The organism is Anoxynatronum sibiricum, assembly GCF_039414295.1.
GTDB lineage: Bacteria > Bacillota > Clostridia > Peptostreptococcales > Tindalliaceae > Anoxynatronum > Anoxynatronum sibiricum.
The window spans coordinates 214,799-232,813 of sequence record NZ_JBCITM010000001.1 but is presented as its reverse complement, the minus strand read 5'-3'; the positions used below and the strand labels follow the sequence as shown (position 1 = coordinate 232,813).

Genomic DNA, 18,015 nt, shown 5'->3' with positions numbered 1-18,015 from the left:
TTACTCCTTTACGTGAATATCCATGAAGGCAAAAGCGTTGACATCAAACAATCCCATGTCTGTCAGTTTTATTTCGGGAATCACCGGCAGCGCCAGAAAAGACAGGGTCATAAAAGGATCAATGTCGTGGCTGACGCACAGTTTTTCATGGGCCAACCGGAGCATCGCCATCAGTTGTTGGTTCACTTCCTCCAGAGGTGCGTCCGACATGAGCCCGCCAATGGGAAGGGGAAGAGTCTGCAGGGTCTCCCCCTGGCTGCAAAGGGTGATGCCGCCACCCACCTGTCGAAGGGTCTCGACAGCCAGAAGCATGTCAGTATCGTTGTCACCAATCACAATCAGATTATGGGAATCATGACCAATGGTGGTGGCAATGGCCCCCTGCTTCAGCCCGAAACCTTCCACCAAACCCAGTCCCATCTGCCCGGTGGCGTGATGGCGTTCAATCACTGCCATCTTCAGTATATCCAGGCTGCGGTGATAGGCAAAGCCGCCTTCTTCCACATTGACTTTTCGCACGGTTTTTCGAGTGACCAGACTGTGGGGCTGCAACTGGATGACATGAACAATGTCTGATGAAAGCGCCAGTTTCAGCTGTGCTGCTGTCAGTGGCGGTAAATGCACTGTTTGACTGACCAGGTTGGTTCCCTGGGGTCCTGATTCAAAGAGGGCTTTTCCATCACGGGCCACCAGTTTGCCTTCCCGAAAGACTTTTTGTGCATTGAAATCCCTGAGATTGTCAAAAACCACCAGATCGGCCCGGTATCCGGGTGCCACCGCTCCCACCCGTTTCATTCCATAGCATTCTGCAGCGTTGATGGTGGCCATCTGAATGGCGGCCACAGGATCAATGCCTTCTTCCACAGCCATTCTCAGATTATTGTCAATATGACCTCGCTGCAATAGATCTTCAGGGTGTTTATCGTCGGTGCAAAACAGGCAGCGTCGTAGATTCTCCCGATTCACCAATTTCACCAGTTCTTTCAGATTTCTGGCAGCTGATCCTTCGCGAATGAGAATATACATGCCCAGACGCAGGCGTTCCAGCATTTCATCTGCCGTGGAACATTCGTGTTCTGTCTGAATACCTGCAGTCACATAGGCATTCAGCTCCTTTTTTTCAATGATGGGCCCGTGGCCATCCATCACCCGGCCGCCGGCACCCACTATTTTATCCAGAATAGCCGCCTCACCGCCAACCACTCCGGGATAATCCATCAACTCTCCCAGTCCCAGCACCCGTTCCTCACCATAGAGAGGTGCCAAATCGTCGGCTTTCAGAACCGCTCCTGCATTTTCAAAGGAGGTGGCCGGTACACAGGAAGGCAGCATCACCCGAACATCCAGGGGAAGTTCTTTGGTGGCCTCAAGGATGTACTGAATGCCTTGAATGCCCGCCACATTGGCAATTTCGTGGGGGTCTGCCACCACGGCGGTGGTACCCCGGGGCACCACCGCCCGGGCAAACTCTGCGGGTGCCACCATGGCCGATTCAAGGTGAACATGACCGTCAATAAGTCCTGGTGACAGATAGGCCCATTCCAGGTCCAACGTTTCCCGGCCTTCATAATTGCCGATGCCGGCGATCAAGCCGTCTTGTATGGCAACGTCACCTTTAATGATTTCTGACGTGAACACATTGACAATTTGGGCGTTTTTCAGAACAAGGTCTGCCGGTTCCCGGCCGGCAGCCACATCAATGCGTTTTTTCAGCGCCGTTTTCATCAGATCCCTTCCTTCCCCTCATGTTGCTTGAGTGCCACCAGCAAACGGTCTGGCGTCACTGGAATCTCTGTCATTCGAATCCCAACTGCGTCATAGATGGCGTTTAGAATAGCCGGTGCCACCCCCAGCATTACTGGCTCGCCAATCCCTTTCGCCCCGAAGGGTGCGGTGGACTCCGGCGCTTCCACAATGATTTTTTCCAGGTCGGGCAAGTCCATGGCCGTGGGGATCAGATAATTGGAATAGCGGTCATGCTTCATATGGCCCTGCTGCAGATTCACATCTTCCATCAGCGCATACCCCAGCCCCATGGCAAATCCGCCATCCATCTGCCCTTCAATGAGTTTGGGATTCACGGCCCGTCCCACATCCTGGGCACAGACAGCTTTCGTTACTGAGACTTTACCCGTTTCTGTATCTACTTCCACTTCCACGCCATAGACGTTAAAGGTATAGGGCCAGTATGGGTTTCCCTGACCGGTTTCATCATCCAGCTGGGTGGTCATGGCGGTGAAACTGTCTTCCACTCGAAGCAGTTCCTGTCCCTTTATCATGGCAACTTCCCGGTAGCTGAGTGTTGATTCAGCATGTTCTGGATGAACCAGCTTCCCTGAATCCATTGAAATACGGCCGGGTGATGATACCCCCCAGTGCTGGGCTGCCGTTACTTTCATTTCTTTCAGTAATAATTCAGCAGTGCGTTTGATGGCATTACCGGTGTTGTAGGTCTGACGGCTGGCAGCAGCTGTCCCTGCATCCGGGGTTTCATCGGTGTTTTCACACACGAAATGAATGCCTGACAAGGGAAGCGCCATCACTTCCGCAGCGATTTGACTCAAGACGGTCTTGGCACCTTGTCCCACCTCAGTGGCCCCCACATAAACAGTCACCGATCCATCCCGTTCCAGTTGGACGATGGATCGGGAAACATCCGGAAAGCCATTCCCATAGCCAGTACCATAAAAGGTGCATCCAATCCCTTTTCCTCTTTTTTTCATGGTGCCACCTCCCGAAGACTCTGTTTCAAGCCCAGTTTTTCTGCCACTGCTTCCAAACATTCCACCAGCGGCACACTTTCAGAGAGGGTTTGGCCTGTGGCGGTCACAGAACCGGGTACGAAGGCGTTTTTCAAACGAATTTCCAGGGGACTGATCCCCAGCTGCTCTGCCAGTGCATCCATCTGCATTTCATGGGCAATGGGAATCTGTGTCGCCCCAAAGCCTCGCATGGCTCCCGCATAGGGGTTATTGGTGTAAGCGCTGTAACCATCCACATGCACATGGGGAATCACGTAGGGGCCGGTGGCATGTACCCCTGCTTTCCGCAGTACATTAATGGCCCAGGAGGCATAAGCACCCGTATCGGAATAAATGGTCACCTGAGTGGCCAGCAGGTTGCCTTCTCTGTCAGCACCGGTTTTCAATCGCATCACCATGGCATGCCGTTTGCTGTGAGCATAGAAAGACTCTTCCCGGCTGTAGGTAGTCTTCACCGGCCGTTTCAGATGTTGAGCCGCCAATGCCAAATGAATCTGCATGGTCACATCTTCCCGGCCGCCAAAGGCTCCACCCACCGCCGGATTCACCACTTTCACCTGTTCTGTTGGAAGCGCCAGGGCTTCTGCTATTTCCAGCTGATCAAAATGGGGATACTGAGTGGCGGCGCACACCACTACCCGCTCATCTTCTTCCATGTAGGCCAGTCCTGACTCTGGCTGAAGAAAGGCATGATCCACCATGGGCGTCCGGTACTCCTGTTCCACAATGGCATGACTCTCCCGGAATCCTGCTGCCACATCGCCACGGCGCAGCTTGAAACGATACACCAGATTTCCCTGTTCATGTACCAATGGAGCTCCCGGCTTCAATGCCTCCTCGGGGTCAAAAACAGCCGGCAGATCCTCGTAGGTCACCTGAATGGCATCCCGTGCGGCAGTGGCTTCTTTTTCTGTTGCTGCCACCACAAAAGCCATGGGGTCTCCCACCCGCCGGACTTTATCCCTGCAAATCACTTCATGATCCTTGAAAAGAACACCATGGGCATTATGAGGTACATCTGATGCTGTAAAAATGCGAAGCACCCCCGGCATTTGAGAAGCCTGTTCCAGATTTAGGCTGAAATGAGCATGAGGGCGGCTTGAACGCAGGGTTTTTCCAAATACCATGTTGTCCATGTAGATGTCTTCAGGGTAAAGGGCCTTTCCAGTGACCTTTGCCTTTCCATCCACTCTGATTTCATTTTGCCCCACGACGCGCAGTGCCATGGCTCTCTCCCCCTTCTTTCATGGTGTCAGCAGCCTTTTCAACGGCTTCCACAATTTTATGATAGCCAGTGCAGCGGCAGAGATTCCCGGAAATACCCTCCTGAATGTCAGCTCTTGTGGGATTGGGATTTTTGTCCAGCAGTGCTTTGGCAGAAAGTACCATGCCTGGTGTGCAAAAACCGCATTGAACCGCCCCTTCTTCCAGAAAAGCCTGTTGAATGGGATGCAGTGACCCATCTTCCCGGTCGAGGGCTTCAATGGTTTGAATGGATTTTCCATCCGCCTGAAACGCCATCACCAGGCATGAATTGACGATAGCCCCATCCATGATCACCGTGCAGGCACCACATTCACCTTCTCCACAGCCTTCTTTGGTGCCTGTGAGCTTCAGGTTATGACGAAGCACATCCAACAATCGCTGATCTGCCTCCACTGTCAGGGTCATTTCTTTACCGTTAACCGTCAGTTGAATCGTTTTCATGACTGTTCCCTCCTTAATGAGGATTTCAACGCCTGGGACAGCGCATCCCGAAAGACACCCTGCACCGCATGCCTCTTGAAAGGCAGTGTGCTTCTGCCGGCCAATCGCTGGGCAGTTGTCCTTTCCAGCACCTGTGCTGCCTGATCAATGATTGTTTCGTCTATTACTTGCTGCTGCAGGAAAGCTTCCACTTCATTTTCCCGCTGGGCTGTCAACCCAAGAGCACCACTGGCCACCCGGGCTTTCAAACAGCGACCGGTTGCATCCAATTTCAGATATACCGCCATGGAGAGCCGGGCAATGGCCAGGGCGTTTCGAATGCCCAGTTTGCTGAAACCAAGCCCTGATCTGTCTTCCAGTTGTCGAAACCACACCCGTTCCAGCATTTCTTCCGATTTCAGAGCTGTTTTTTCTTTGCCGACGAGAAAATCCGACAAGGGCAGCAGACGGCTTGCTTCCTTTGATCTCAAAACGGTCATGGCTTCCATTGCCAAGAGGGGGGGAAGCAAATCGGCTGCAGGAGAAGCATTGCAGATATTGCCTCCGATGGTGGCACGGTTTCGGATTTGAGGCGACCCCACTGACCGGGCAGCTGCGGCAATGGCGGCCAGATCCTCCTGAAAAAGAGGATGTTCCTGAATTTCACTGAAAGTAGCAGTGCTTCCAATGTGGATTTCATGCCCCTGCGCTTCGATGATACGTGTTTTATCCATGGATGAGATATCAATGAGCACAGCGGGTTTCACATGCCCCTCCCGCATTTTTATGATTAAATCAGTTCCTCCCGCCAGTAGCTTTGCCTGGTGGGTATGCTGGTGCAACAGTTCGAGTGCCTGTTGTATTTCATGTACCTGGTAGACTTTCTGAACCAATGCATATCTCCCCTTTCAATCATTGCTTCTTTCTGGTCACATTACTTGACGACACCCGCAGTGGTGATCCGTTCCTTAATGAGGCGGTTGGCTTCATTTTTCAACGCTGCTTCATTGATGGTGGTCAACTGCCGGTTTTTCATCAGTATGTCTCCATTGATAATGGTGGTGTCCACATCGGCTGCCGTAGCAGAATAGACCAGCTGGGAAACGGGGTCTCCCGATTCCCAGGGAGCATTGTGCAGGGTATCCATCTTCACCAGCACCACATCCGCTTTTTTGCCTGGCTCCAGGCTGCCCAACTCCCTTTCTTTTCCCATGGCTCTGGCACCGCCCAATGTTGCCATTTCAAGAATCGTGGCTGCCGGCATCACTGTGGGGCTTAACAAGCGGGCCTTTTGAATCAGAGCGGCATGACGCATTTCCCGGAACATGTCCAGATTATTGTTGCAGGGCGCACCGTCGGCGGCCAAAGACACTTGCGCATTCATTTCCATCAGCTCCGGTATTTTGGCAATGCCCGAGGCCAGTTTCATATTACTGGAAGGACAATGGGCAATTTTAGTGCCGGTCTCTGCCAGAATCTGCATTTCTTCTTCGTCCAGCCAAATACAATGGGCTAAAATCAGGTTTTCGCCCGTGAGTCCCAGATGCTTTAGATACTGAATATTGCGCATTCCCCGATCACGCTGTACCAGTTCAATTTCACCCCGATTTTCTGAAGCGTGGGTGTGAACCATCACACCATACTCGGTTGCCAAATTCTTTACTTGCACCAACAGTTCTTCGGTGCAGGACACCACAAACCGGGGGGCAAAGGCATAATCAATGCGCCCGCCTCCGGCGCCATGCCACTTTTTCATGAGCCTGAGACTTTCATTGATGGAATCGCTGGTCTTTTCCATCAGTGATGCAGGTACGCCATTACCGTAATCCATCATGCACTTGCCTGATATGGCCCGATATCCGGTTTCCAGCAACGCTTCAAAGGCAGATTCTGTATGATGTACGGTTTCCATGTCGATGATGGCGGTGGTGCCACCTTTAATCAGCTCTGCAATCCCCAGTTTTGCCGATACATAGTTGGACTCGGCCGTATGAGACCCTTCAAGGGGCCATACCCGTTTTTTCAGCCAGTCCAGCAGCTCCAGATCATCTGCCTGTCCCCGCAGCAGGGTTTGTGTCAAATGAATGTGCGTTTGAATAAAGCCAGGAATGACCGTCATGCCTCCAGCCTCCAGCACTTCACAGTCATCAACATCCAACCGGGGAGCTATGGCAGCAATGCGATCATTTTCAATCAGCAGATCGCCTTTCATGATTTCTCTTTGTTGGTTCATGGTGACAATATGACCGTTACGGATCAGCAGTCGTTTCATCTTCGGTGGTGCTCCTTTCGTAAATGGATTCAATTGATTAAGCTCAGCTGTTTCAGCGGGAAAAAGTGATCCTTTGCCGTTGCAACAGCTCAGTTCAATCTTCGGGACAACCTGCCGGTACCGGCAACAATGAAGCCTGCTGACATTAAAGGATGATGGGACAATGCCCTAAGAATCGGTATGATCCTTAGGGCATCGGGTTTCTGTCAGGTTGTCTGACCTAGGTTATCCCAGTGCAAATTTGATGATGAAAAGAATGGAGAGGACAATCATAATCAAGGAAACATCTTTCATTTTTCCTGTTAAAATTTTAAGAGCTGTGTAGGAAACCATTCCGAAGACAATCCCGTCTGCAATGCTAAAAGTCAGCGGCATCATAATGATGGTCAGAAATGCAGGAATTGACTCGGTGAAATCATCCAAGTCTATTTTGTTTATGGGAGACATCATAAACAATCCCACTAATACCAGTGCAGGCGCTGTGGCAGCACCGGGAATCATGATGAACAGAGGCGACAATAACAAAGCCACTCCGAACATTCCCGCTGTGGAAAGTGCCGTTAAACCGGTACGCCCACCTTCGGCCACCCCGGCGGCACTTTCAACATAAGTGGTGACTGTGCTGGTTCCCAGACAGGCTCCGGCAGTGGTTCCCACTGCATCAGCAAAGAGTGCTTGCTTCGCTTTGGGAAGGTTTCCAGTTTCATCAAGCATATCGGCTTTTGAAGCTACTCCCACCAGGGTTCCCAGAGTATCAAACATATCCACAAATAACAGGGTGAAGAGTATAATCACCATATCCAGAGAGAAAAGGCGAGAGAAATCAAACTGGAAGAGAATCGGTGCAAGTGATGGGGGAGCTGAAATAAACTGACTGGGCAGCTGGGTTAATCCCAGTGGAATTCCAATGATGGTGGAGGCAAAAATGCCGATGAGCAATGCTCCCCGAATCCCTTTGGCCAGCAGAACTCCAGTGATCACAAGGCCCAAAAGAGCAACAATTGCACCCGGTGAAGTCATATCCCCCAGTGAAATGATGGTTGCCTCATAGGCGATAACAACACCAGCATTTTTTAAACCGATGAAAGCAATGAAGAGACCGATACCCACCGAAACAGCATGTTTCAGGTTCAGCGGAATTGCTTTTACAATTGCTTCACGAACATTGAACATGGTCAGCAGAATAAAAATAATCCCTTCAATGAAAACTGCTGCCAAAGCCATCTGCCAGGAATACCCCATGCCCAGAACAATGCCGTAGGCAAAAAATGCGTTCAGCCCCATACCAGGAGCCAGTGCAAAGGGATAGTTGGCATAGAATGCCATGACTAAAGTTGCGATGATTGAGGACAAAGCTGTTGCTGTGAAAACCGCACCGAAATCCATTCCTGCATCCGACAGAATCAGGGGATTAACAATGAGAATGTAGGCCATGGTCATGAACGTCGTAATACCTGCCAGAATCTCGGTTTTTGTGTCAGTATGGTGTTCTTTCAATTTAAATGTCTTTTCAAGAAAACCTGTCTGACTGGTTCCGTTTGAACTCACATTGACGCCTCCTTTTTTTGCAGTTCGTGTTGTTCCCTGTACATCTGCGCCATTTTCTTCTGGCCGGTGCGAAGATCCTGTTCCGTCGCCGGTCGGAAAAGACCTTCACATCAGCCCTTGATTGCCGCTATTCAATCACCGGCGGCAAAATGGTAAAGTTATTGACATCAACCAGTCCCTGGTCGGTGATTTTCCATTTGGGGCTGGTGGACAGGGCGAGAAACGAGAGGTGCATGAAAGGTGCGTGCACCTTGCAACCCAGTTGTTCTTTAACTGTTTGTTCCAGTTGGGAAATTTTACGGCTGACTTCATGACCGTTCAGTTCATCGGTGATGAGACCTCCCACCGGCAGCCGCATGTCGTCAATGATCCGACCGTTCTTTGCGACGGCAATGCCGCCACCCATTTCAATAACCCGGTTTACCGCTTCTGTCATGTCTTTCAGGCAGGTACCCACCACCATGATGTTATGGGTATCATGGGCCACACTCTCTGCAAAGGCTCCCTGCTCCAGGCCAAATCCCTGTACGAAAGCTTTTCCGATGCTGCCGTTTCTGCCGTAACGCTCAACGCATGCAATTTCCAGCACATCCTGACGCACATCCGGCACAACCGTTCCCTGCTGGGTGCGGAGGGTGAACTCCAGCGTTTCAGATAAGTTTTGATCTGGAATAAGCCCGATGCAGCGCACACGGGCCTCCTGGGATTGACTGGCGATGGCCAGGTCTTTTTCCACCAGAGGTTCGCGTATCACTGAATTTTTAACACTGTCCGGATAGGTATATTCCGGCAGATCAATCAGGAGTTCTCCCTGTGACGCCACCAGTCGCCCTTCCAAAAAGACTGCTTCCACTTTCATTTGATGCAGGTCGCTGATGACTGCCACATCTGCCAGCATGCCAGGCGCCAGAATGCCTCTGTCCTGGAATCCAAAATAACTGGCGGGATTAATGGTTACCATTTGAATGGCCATCGCCGGATCGACACCCTCTGCGATGGTTCGTTTCACGATTTCATTCATATGCCCCAGCTTTTCAAGATCTTCTGCCACCATGTCATCAGTGGCTAAAATACAACGACGGGAATCCAGTCCTTCTTCTGTGACAGCTCGAATACACTCGGCCATGTTTCGCTGAGTCGAACCTTCTCTCATGAAGACATAGACACCCTGGCGCAGTTTTTCCACACATTCTGCCTTTGTGGTGGTCTCATGACAGGAACATCTGCCACCGGCTGCAATAATATGGGCCGCCAGTTCTGCCCCAAAAAGCTCCGGTGCATTGCCGTCCACCATTTTACCGATGCTTTTCGCATAAATGGTGGATGCCAGCAGGTCTGTTACAATGTCGGCCGTGTTACGGTATACATGAGCTGCATTGCTGAAACCCTGGAGTTCACCGATGCCAATGACATTGGGATAATTCAGTAAATCTTCCATATCTTTGGAGCTGACATCATATCCGGCGGTTTCAAGGCCCGGGCAGTCCGGTGTTAGTGATGGTACCACCAAATGCACGTGGTTGGGAACCAGGCCTGCTTCGTCAGCCATGGCTTTCATTCCCACCGGCCCCAGCGCATTGCCAATTTCGTGAGGATCTGCCACCAGTGTGGTGGTTCCAGAAGGAATGGACAGCCTGGAGAACTCAGTGATGGTCAGCATACTGCTCTCAAAATGCATATGGGAATCGATAAAACCAGGAGCCAGGTATTGACCCCTTACATCAACGGTAATGGTTTCCGGTCCTATGAGTTGCTGTGCATCGCCCACCATCAGGATATATTTCCCTTTTATGGCCAGGTCTGCCTGATAAATTTCAGCTGTGAGTACGTTGACCACCTGTCCACCATGGAGCACCAAATCTGCATGCTCTTTATCGGACATGAGGACGTCCACCAGTTGCCGGTATTCCATTGCCTGCTTTATCCATTGTGCATCCATTCGTTGTGTCTCTCCCTCCTTTCAAACGGCCTATTTGGCCAGATCAATCGAATCTATGATTCCGACAATAGCAGCATCAATGGGCGACTGTTGCCGGTTGGCAGCATGGCGGGAAGCAGCACCAGTGGCAAACAGCACGATTTCACCAATGCCTGCCCCAACGGTATCCACCGCCACCAGCGGGTCGCCAGCTGGCTGGCCGTCCTTTAGAGGCTGGGTTAACATCAGTTTGCATCCGGTTAACCGCTCATCTTTTCTGGTTGCCGTTACAGTGCCGATTATTTTTCCAATACGCATGTTCTTCTCTCCTTGCCGACTGCCTTAAGTTTTTCGAATGAGCTGTATTCCTTTTTCAACTGCCGTGTCCCGAGCCAGCGGTGTCACAATGGCTCCCGCCTCCACCACCAATGTGGCTCCTGCGGCATGTGTCAGCACATCTTTCTCGGTAATCACTTGAACCGCGCCTGCCATTTGATCACGGTTGATCACGTCTGGCAAGTCTTTTCCTGCTGCCACTCTTTCAGTCTTGACTCCCTGAAACTGGTTCATCTCCCGCACACCCATTTCCTTCAATGAACTGATGGTTTGTTTCATGATGCGGTTCATTGCCTGGTTTTGTGTAGGTCTGCCATGGTAGGTGTTCAGGCTTTCCAGATTCATGTAGACAGGAATCCCATCCCATAACGCCTGCCACAGCAGGTTGGGCACCAGTCCGTCCTGTATGCCCTGAACCAGTTTTCGAGCTGTGTTGTGGGTGATCTGCGGCACAAGCACCCCCGACAGGTGATTGAGTGTGTAGTGTTTCAGTTCCTGCATATTGCGATGGATCACCTGAACCGGCTGCAGCGCTCTTAGAATGGCATCTGATTCCATCAGTGCCTCTGCGTTCGCCGAAAAAGCGGCGTCATAGGTATATCCCTTTTTCTTCCAGCTGGTCAGAGTTTGAATGGTCTGCTCCAACCCAATGGGATTGCCTGCAAAAACAGCCAGCAGCCTGGGTTCCTGCAATGAGTGGCTCCACGCCGGATGCCTGACAACGTCAGTTTCTTTGCCAGGCAGCTTGCCAACTTGACCTGATAAATGTGCAAGAATCTGCTTTGTTTGATTTCTCTGATTCACGGATTATCCCTCCTATTGGGACGGGCACCATTCATACAATCATGCAATGGCTATTCCGACTTTTTAAGGATAACCCGCTCCACTTCAGAATGAGGTCGTGGAATGACATGAACGGAATGAAGTTCGCCAACAGCTCGTGCAGCTTCTGCGCCGGCATCTGTTGCTGCTTTTACCGCACCCACATCACCACGCACCATAACGGTGACCAGTCCAAAACCAATTTTCTCATACCCTTCAATGGTGACACTTGCTGCTTTCACCATGGCGTCCGCTGCCTCGATGGCTCCTACCAACCCTTTTGTTTCTACTAAACCCAATGCTTGACTCATATTCTTTCCTCCTGTTCCGGATCCATTGGATCACTTGGTTTTTGTACGTTGATTTTTAACCGCTTCGGCTTTGTCACCCTTCGTGGGATCGCCGGCCGGTGGTGATTGAAGCGAATCCTTTTTTTCTTGCCTGAACCATTCAATGAGCTTATCCACTTCTTCATGGGGCCGGGGAATGACGTGGTGAGACAGCACGCGTCCCGATTTAAGAGCTGCCGCCACTCCTGCTGCCACCCCTGCCTGAACGGCCGCAACTTCACCGGCAAAATGCACCGTCACCGAAATGGCCGCTCCTGCTCCGATGATCTTTTCATAACCGATGAACTTAATGTCTGCCGCTTTGCAGGCAGCATCAACCGCTGTCATGGCAGATGTCAGCCCAATGGCTTCAATCAGTCCCAATGCTGAGTTCATCTATTGCCCCCCTTTCACGACTTCTGGTAATGCCGCAGTTCAACGGCTATTTTTGCCTGCCAGTTCCGACAGCGAGACCATTTTTTGACCTGATACCCTGTCATTCATCGGCTCCTCACGGCGGCTCTGAGATGCCTGCATTTTTTTGCCTGGATAAAGTGTCTGCCGCAGGTGAATCAAATCCATCATCAGTTTTTCCTCATGCGGGTTAAGCTGAACAGGAGCCTGAGGCAATGTCGGTGTCCCACCTGGGGCAGCATGAGCAGCACCAGTCTCGCCAGCTTTTTGAGCCATGTGATTCAATACTTGTCTTGCCAGTGGGTTTGCCATTTTTTACGCCTCCTGCTCCATCATCACTGCCACTTCATCATGGGGGCGGGCGATCACATTGTATGCGATAATTTCAGCCAGTTTTTCCGCTTCAAGCCGGCCATTATCCACCGCTGCCTGAACAGCTGCCACTTCGCCTTCCACGATAACCGCCACAATGCCTGAACCGACATAGTTGAAGTCAGCAATTCTGACATCAGCAGATTTAACCATGGTATCCGCTGCCTGAAGGGCGGCGACCAGACTTCTGGTTTCTACAAAGCCCAATGCTTGCATTACTACCATCTCCATCCTTCACGTTAGTTTTCACCCGGAAAATATCGGCTGATATCGATCTTTTCATATCCCGGAATCACCGCCCGATGGAATCGTTGCCCGTTTTCATCCGTTGGTCGGGTGGCGTCCAATCCCATTTTATCGGTAACACCCCGCAGGCTGTTGGACGGGTCCAGCCCTGACCCGATGGCATCGGGGATCACCACCAGATCTCGAGAAGCCTGGAACCGGGTGGCGATGGCTGCTTCCACATCGTCATGACTGTAAATGTTCACATCATCATTCACAATGACCACATGCTTCAAGTCCTTGTTGCTCCCCAGCGCCGCCAGGATGGCACTTTTTGCCTGCCCTGGCCGTGCATTGCGAATCGCCACCACTGCATGAAAGCGGCAGCCTCCTGACACGGTCACGTTAACATCAGCCACATCAGCCATCAGTTTAACAGCATTGTAGAGCTCCATTTCCCTGATCAGGCCGTTGGAAAGATGTTCTTCACGACATGGAAAAGCCGTCAGAAAAATCGCCTGATTTCGGTGCATCACCGTCTTTATTTCTGCCACCGGATGAGGCCCCACGCCGCCATAGTATCCCATAAGCTCTCCAAAGGGGCCTTCTGGCTTGCGTTTATGTGGCGGCATAATGCCTTCCAGCACCATTTCCGCATAAGCAGGCACTTCCAGATCAACACTGTGGCATTTCACCAGTTCCAATGGTTCTCCCCTCATGGCACTGTCAACCTGATACTTATCGACACCATAAACCTCGCTGCTGATCTGTGAAGCCAATAAAAGGGTGTGATCATACCCCAGCACGATGGCAATTTCCAATGGTCGATTCTGAGCCTCCATCTGGGCGTATTGGCGTTGAGCCAGGGGCGAGGCCACCAACACGCTCACTTCATTGCCACCATTGATTTGAAGTCTTCGCACAGAAATGTGGGTTTGGCCGGTTTCTGGATCTTTCAGCACCACGATCCCTGATGTGAGGTAGGTGGAAGAATCATCTTCATGAAACTTGGGAATTGGGAACATGCGCTGCAGATCGATGCGACTGGTGACAATATTCTCTTTCACCGGTCCATTGGGTAGCAGTCGGGTTGGCTGTGGGTTAGCCACCGCTGCCATCATTTTAAAGAGGCGATTCTCCGGTGTCATCCCCATAAGGTCGTAGTAAGCACTCCGTTCACCAAAAATAGCACCAGCAACTGGCATTTGGTAACCTTTGACGCGCTCAAAAAGAATAGGCACTTCGTTCCGGTAATATTTCAAAACGGCTCCCAGCTCAAATATCGGGTCAACTTCCGTCTGGCATACCTTCAGGTCACCTCTTTTTCGAAAGGCTTCCAGGGTTGCTCTGAGCATTTGCCTTTCCATCCACTCCCTCCTTTCTGCAGGTTTTACCCACTGTATTTGATTGCTTTATTATACCACAGCATATCACTTTTCGAAGCTCTTTTGATTAGGTTCCCCATCTCTTGAACAGCTGGTGATCGATGCCCAACTGATCAAGGGTGCGGCCCACCATGATGGCAATAATATCCTCAAGATTTTCAGGGTGGTGATAGAAACCAGGTGATGCCGGAAGGACGGTCACTCCCATACGGGCCAGCTTTAGCATATTCTCCAGATGGATCACACTGAGGGGTGTTTCCCGTGGGACCACCACCAGCTTTCGCTTTTCCTTCATGACCACGTCTGCCGCCCTGGTGAGCAGATTGTCTGAGATGCCATTGGCCACGGCGGCCAGCGTCCGCATGGAGCAGGGAATAATCACCATTCCGTCTGTTCGAAAGGAACCGCTGGAAATAGGTGCCGCCAGATCCTTGTTATCATGAGTCACTGTTGCCAGTTGTTTCAGCTCTTCAAGACTCATGCCACACTCATGATTTACCACATGCTCCCCCATGGTGGAAACCACCAAGTGACTCTCAATGCCAAGTTGTTTTAAAACCTGCAGCAACGCAACGCCATAGATGGCACAGCTGCCGCCGGAAATACCGACAATGATTTTCATGGGTTGCGCCACATCCTTCCAATTTCAATGAATGCTGCCCTGAAAAGACAGCATTCACCCTGTTTGGCTGCCTCATCATCAGCAGCTCTTTTTTCTATTCTACTTTGTTTTCAGCGTCGCCGCCACCCAGCCATGGATCTTCTCCTTTTTCCCAGGCATCAATGTACTCATCGATGGTCATCACTTTTGTGAAAATGCTGAGATCCACCAGGCCATGTTCATGCATTGCCTGTGTTTTGGAGGCGCATCCGTCACTGAGGGTGATCACTTTATACGCATTGGCCAGGGCATCGGTGGCAGTACTGCGCACACAAACGTTTGTCCAAACACCAGTTACCACGACGGTATCAATTTTCTCTTCTTTTAAATATAGATCCAGATCGGTGTGGGCAAATCCACTGTGACGCCGCTTTTTCACAATATACTCATCGCCTTCAGGGTATAGTTCCGGAATAAAATCAGAACCCCAGGTGCCGTCCACTGCGTGTACCGGACGCACTTTAAAGTCGGCATCGTTCTTACGGTGAGCTTCCTGAATGTGCACCAGATGCACATCATCATCCTTGCGGGCACGTACCCATTTAAAAACCTTCTGCAGTGGTTCAATAATGTCATCGCCGCCTGGGCAGCGCAGTGGTGCTTTTTCTCCAACAAAATCATTTAACATGTCAATGACTAAAATGGCATGTCTTGGCATTTTATTTCCTCCTTTGATATGAAACACTTGATTACCATTCGTTTTCAACTACACAAAGCATGATTTGACTGATTGGGACGGCTGTTCCCTAAGGTTACTGCCGTCCCTTTTGCCATTTTTCATTTCATACTTCTCTAAGAATGATTAGGATCTAAAATCCACTCCGGTAAAGTTGATGGTGCGGGGCAGCTTTTGAATGTTTTGACGTTTAACAAACTGACCATAACCAGGCTTGCCAACGATTCCTTTGCCATCTTCATAGACCACCGTTCCACGTACCACGGTTTTGAAGGGTTTTCCTTTCAGTTTGATGCCATGAAGGGGGTTGTATTTGGCCATGGAATAGGTTTCTTTCTGGTCGATGGTCCATTCTTTGTCCAGATCAATGATGGTAAAGTCGGCATCAGAACCAATATGCATGGCGCCTTTTTTCGGGTAAAGACCGTATTGCTTTGCAGCACTGGTGCTGAGTACTTCCACCAATCTGCTGAGGCTTAAGCGGCCCTTGTTATAGCCTTCACTGACCATGATGGGTACCAGTGTTTCCACTCCCGGAATTCCCGGGAAAGAGTTCCAGATATCCAGTTCAACGCCATCCACAATGCCTTCTTTCTCAGTGGCAATTTCATAAGGCGCATGGTCGGTTCCCATAAAGTCAACGCTGCCATTTCGCAGACCTTCCCACAACTCTTCGTTATCTTTTTTGGTGCGAAGAGGTGGTGCGATTTTGGCAAACTGCCGGTGCTCTGTCATGGCTTCCTGATAGTTCAGCATCAAATAATGGGGGCATGTTTCTGAAGTCACATCAAGCCCTTTTTGTTTGGCTTCACCCACCAGTTTGGCACCAATGCCAGTGCTCATGTGCACAATGTGAAGACGAGCCCCAGTTTCTTCTGCAAAGCTGATTCCCAGCTGGATGGCTGCTTTTTCAGCCAGCTCCAGTCGAGCTTCGGCCCATGCGGGACCATCGGTGCGGCCTTCTTCTTTGAACTTTTTCACAAAATAATCGCACATGGCATAGTTTTCAGCATGGATCCCCACCACAAGACCTGTTTCAGCAACCAGTCTGAAGGCTTCCAGCATTTCAGGATCAGTCACCCGCTCATAGGTGGGTACTGAAGGTGTCATGTAAACCTTGAACGCGCATACGCCATAATCAGCCTGCTCTTTGACAATATCATACTTGCCTGCGCGGATGTCTTCACCGGTCACGCCGCCCCAGAAGCAAAAGTCGATAACGGCTTTGTCTTTTATTCGGTTCAGCTTGCTTTCCAGTTCTGGAATACTTCTCACTGAAGGCTTGGAGCAGCAGGGCATGTCCATGATGGTGGTCAGACCGCCAGCAGCTGCAGATGAAGTACCCGTGAGGAAATTTTCCCGGTGTTCAAAACCCGGGTCCATGAAGTGGGTGTGGGAATCGAAGCAGCCGGGAATGGTCAGATGACCCATGGCATCAATTTCATGGTCATACTCGACACCTTCCAAATCAGTGACAAAACCTGCAATTTTCTCATCCACGACAAGAATATTGGTTAATATAGTGTCATCTCCCTGTGGAATGCGGGCATTCTTGACAACAACATCAGCTTTCATAAGTTAACCTCCTTGGTATTGGTGAATAATTTGGTTGATGAATCGATATCTACCGGCGCCCTATGATGGCCAGAAGCGCCGGGCATGCGTCATTTTTACAGGAATATTCTCAGGGTTATTTCATCAGGTGCGTTTCCAAAATCTGTTCTTTTCGGAAGCCTTCCAGTCCCAGGTAAAACTCCAGTGAGTTCAACAGGTAGTCCAACTTCACTGGTCCCACCAGCTCTGAGCCAGTCACAGCCACCCCATATCGGGCCGCTTCCTGCTTGACAAAGTTAAAGGTGCGATAGAGAGGGGTTGCGCCACAGTCGAACATATTCATAGATACCACCACCCCAGATCGTTCCGGAAACTTAATGCCCACGGCACGCACCGTGGAAAACCCGCCACTGGGCCCTCTGACTCCCTTGGCTATTTCTTTGGCAATCGTAAGATCTTCTGTTGCCAGGAACACGTTGTAGGCTGTCAATCCTTCGGTGTCAGCGCTGACGATGGTGGCTCCGGCTGTGGGATGCAAAGCAGCGGGTCCGATATCCGGTTTGCGCTCGTCTGTATGGGCCACTTCTTTCAAACCTTCATATTGACCTTTTCGAATGAATGACAGCGCCTTTCGATCTTCATTCCGGGCATTCTGTCCGGAAAAAAACACCGGCACCTGATAGCGCTCATACACTGCCTGTCCAATTTCCTCCGCCAGCTGGGTGCAGGCTTCCAGGCTGATATTCTTGAAAGGAAAGAGCGGAATGGTATCCTGTGCTCCAATGCGGGGATGGCTGCCCTGTTGTTCTTCCATGTTAATAAGTTCATAGCTCTTGCCCGCCATTTCCAGCAACGCTTCTTTCAATGGCTCCGGTTCGCCGATGACTGTGATGACTGTTCGGTTGAAATCATGTTCAGGTTCAACACTGACCAGCGTCACGCCTGTGCGATTTTTCAGTGTTGCCGCCACCGCTTCAATAACATCTTTTCTGCGGCCTTCGCTAAAATTTGGTACTGCCAGTACATATTGTTTCTCAGCAGACATGGACACGCCT

The 18,015-nt window shown here is 50.7% G+C and carries 19 protein-coding genes; all 19 read right to left on the bottom strand.

The window, feature by feature from the left end:
• The 19 genes from ade (AAIG11_RS01015) to ftcD all read right to left on the bottom strand — a co-directional run bounded on the left by ade (AAIG11_RS01015) (window position 1) and on the right by ftcD (window position 18,005).
• Entirely contained in the window at window positions 1-1,725 is a 1,725-nt protein-coding gene (gene ade, locus AAIG11_RS01015) for an adenine deaminase (RefSeq protein WP_343184418.1), read from the bottom strand.
• Window positions 1,725-2,723 (bottom strand): xanthine dehydrogenase family protein molybdopterin-binding subunit, encoded by a 999-nt coding sequence (locus tag AAIG11_RS01010; RefSeq protein ID WP_343184417.1) that lies wholly within the window; start codon window positions 2,721-2,723, stop codon window positions 1,725-1,727. Before AAIG11_RS01010 ends, ade (AAIG11_RS01015) begins: the two co-directional genes overlap by 1 nt.
• The gene (locus AAIG11_RS01005) at window positions 2,720-3,988 is read right to left on the bottom strand and encodes a xanthine dehydrogenase family protein molybdopterin-binding subunit (protein ID WP_343184416.1); all 1,269 of its coding nucleotides are present in this window, start codon (window positions 3,986-3,988) and stop codon (window positions 2,720-2,722) included. Before AAIG11_RS01005 ends, AAIG11_RS01010 begins: the two co-directional genes overlap by 4 nt.
• Window positions 3,960-4,469 carry a (2Fe-2S)-binding protein gene (locus AAIG11_RS01000; RefSeq protein WP_343184415.1) on the bottom strand — a complete coding sequence of 170 codons (510 nt, stop codon included), beginning with the start codon at window positions 4,467-4,469 and terminating at the stop codon, window positions 3,960-3,962. Before AAIG11_RS01000 ends, AAIG11_RS01005 begins: the two co-directional genes overlap by 29 nt.
• Window positions 4,466-5,341, bottom strand: coding sequence for an FAD binding domain-containing protein (locus tag AAIG11_RS00995; protein WP_343184414.1), 876 nt, complete (start codon window positions 5,339-5,341; stop codon window positions 4,466-4,468). The genes AAIG11_RS01000 and AAIG11_RS00995 overlap by 4 nt, the downstream gene beginning before the upstream one ends.
• A gap of 41 nt (window positions 5,342-5,382) precedes the next feature.
• On the bottom strand, window positions 5,383-6,720 hold the full coding sequence (locus tag AAIG11_RS00990; protein WP_343184413.1) for a 5'-deoxyadenosine deaminase: 1,338 nt from the start codon (window positions 6,718-6,720) through the stop codon (window positions 5,383-5,385).
• Between the two features lie 225 nt (window positions 6,721-6,945).
• Window positions 6,946-8,268, bottom strand: a complete 1,323-nt coding sequence (locus AAIG11_RS00985; RefSeq protein WP_343184412.1) for an NCS2 family permease — start codon at window positions 8,266-8,268, stop codon at window positions 6,946-6,948.
• A gap of 127 nt (window positions 8,269-8,395) precedes the next feature.
• The gene (ade, locus tag AAIG11_RS00980) at window positions 8,396-10,207 is read right to left on the bottom strand and encodes an adenine deaminase (RefSeq protein WP_343184411.1); all 1,812 of its coding nucleotides are present in this window, start codon (window positions 10,205-10,207) and stop codon (window positions 8,396-8,398) included.
• Between the two features lie 30 nt (window positions 10,208-10,237).
• Window positions 10,238-10,504 (bottom strand): EutN/CcmL family microcompartment protein, encoded by a 267-nt coding sequence (locus tag AAIG11_RS00975; protein WP_343184410.1) that lies wholly within the window; start codon window positions 10,502-10,504, stop codon window positions 10,238-10,240.
• A gap of 24 nt (window positions 10,505-10,528) precedes the next feature.
• A complete protein-coding gene (locus AAIG11_RS00970; RefSeq protein WP_343184409.1) occupies window positions 10,529-11,326 on the bottom strand; it encodes a hypothetical protein in 798 nt (265 codons plus the stop codon).
• A gap of 50 nt (window positions 11,327-11,376) precedes the next feature.
• On the bottom strand, window positions 11,377-11,655 hold the full coding sequence (locus AAIG11_RS00965; protein ID WP_283408076.1) for a BMC domain-containing protein: 279 nt from the start codon (window positions 11,653-11,655) through the stop codon (window positions 11,377-11,379).
• 30 nt (window positions 11,656-11,685) lie between these two features.
• Window positions 11,686-12,069: a BMC domain-containing protein gene (locus AAIG11_RS00960; protein ID WP_425499396.1), complete on the bottom strand. Its 384-nt coding sequence runs from the start codon at window positions 12,067-12,069 to the stop codon at window positions 11,686-11,688.
• Between the two features lie 39 nt (window positions 12,070-12,108).
• Window positions 12,109-12,399, bottom strand: coding sequence for a hypothetical protein (locus AAIG11_RS00955; RefSeq protein ID WP_343184408.1), 291 nt, complete (start codon window positions 12,397-12,399; stop codon window positions 12,109-12,111).
• A gap of 3 nt (window positions 12,400-12,402) precedes the next feature.
• Window positions 12,403-12,684 carry a BMC domain-containing protein gene (locus AAIG11_RS00950; protein WP_343184407.1) on the bottom strand — a complete coding sequence of 94 codons (282 nt, stop codon included), beginning with the start codon at window positions 12,682-12,684 and terminating at the stop codon, window positions 12,403-12,405.
• 14 nt (window positions 12,685-12,698) lie between these two features.
• The gene (locus AAIG11_RS00945) at window positions 12,699-14,051 is read right to left on the bottom strand and encodes a UbiD family decarboxylase (RefSeq protein WP_343184406.1); all 1,353 of its coding nucleotides are present in this window, start codon (window positions 14,049-14,051) and stop codon (window positions 12,699-12,701) included.
• A gap of 85 nt (window positions 14,052-14,136) precedes the next feature.
• Complete coding sequence (locus AAIG11_RS00940; RefSeq protein WP_343184405.1) at window positions 14,137-14,691, bottom strand: UbiX family flavin prenyltransferase; 555 nt, start codon at window positions 14,689-14,691, stop codon at window positions 14,137-14,139.
• Window positions 14,692-14,785: 94 nt separating this feature from the next.
• The gene (locus tag AAIG11_RS00935) at window positions 14,786-15,388 is read right to left on the bottom strand and encodes a cysteine hydrolase family protein (RefSeq protein WP_343184404.1); all 603 of its coding nucleotides are present in this window, start codon (window positions 15,386-15,388) and stop codon (window positions 14,786-14,788) included.
• Window positions 15,389-15,532: 144 nt separating this feature from the next.
• Complete coding sequence (locus AAIG11_RS00930; RefSeq protein ID WP_343184403.1) at window positions 15,533-16,981, bottom strand: dihydroorotase; 1,449 nt, start codon at window positions 16,979-16,981, stop codon at window positions 15,533-15,535.
• A 115-nt stretch (window positions 16,982-17,096) separates the two neighbouring features.
• Window positions 17,097-18,005, bottom strand: coding sequence for a glutamate formimidoyltransferase (gene ftcD, locus AAIG11_RS00925; protein ID WP_343184402.1), 909 nt, complete (start codon window positions 18,003-18,005; stop codon window positions 17,097-17,099).
• Between the last annotated feature and the right edge of the window lie 10 nt (window positions 18,006-18,015).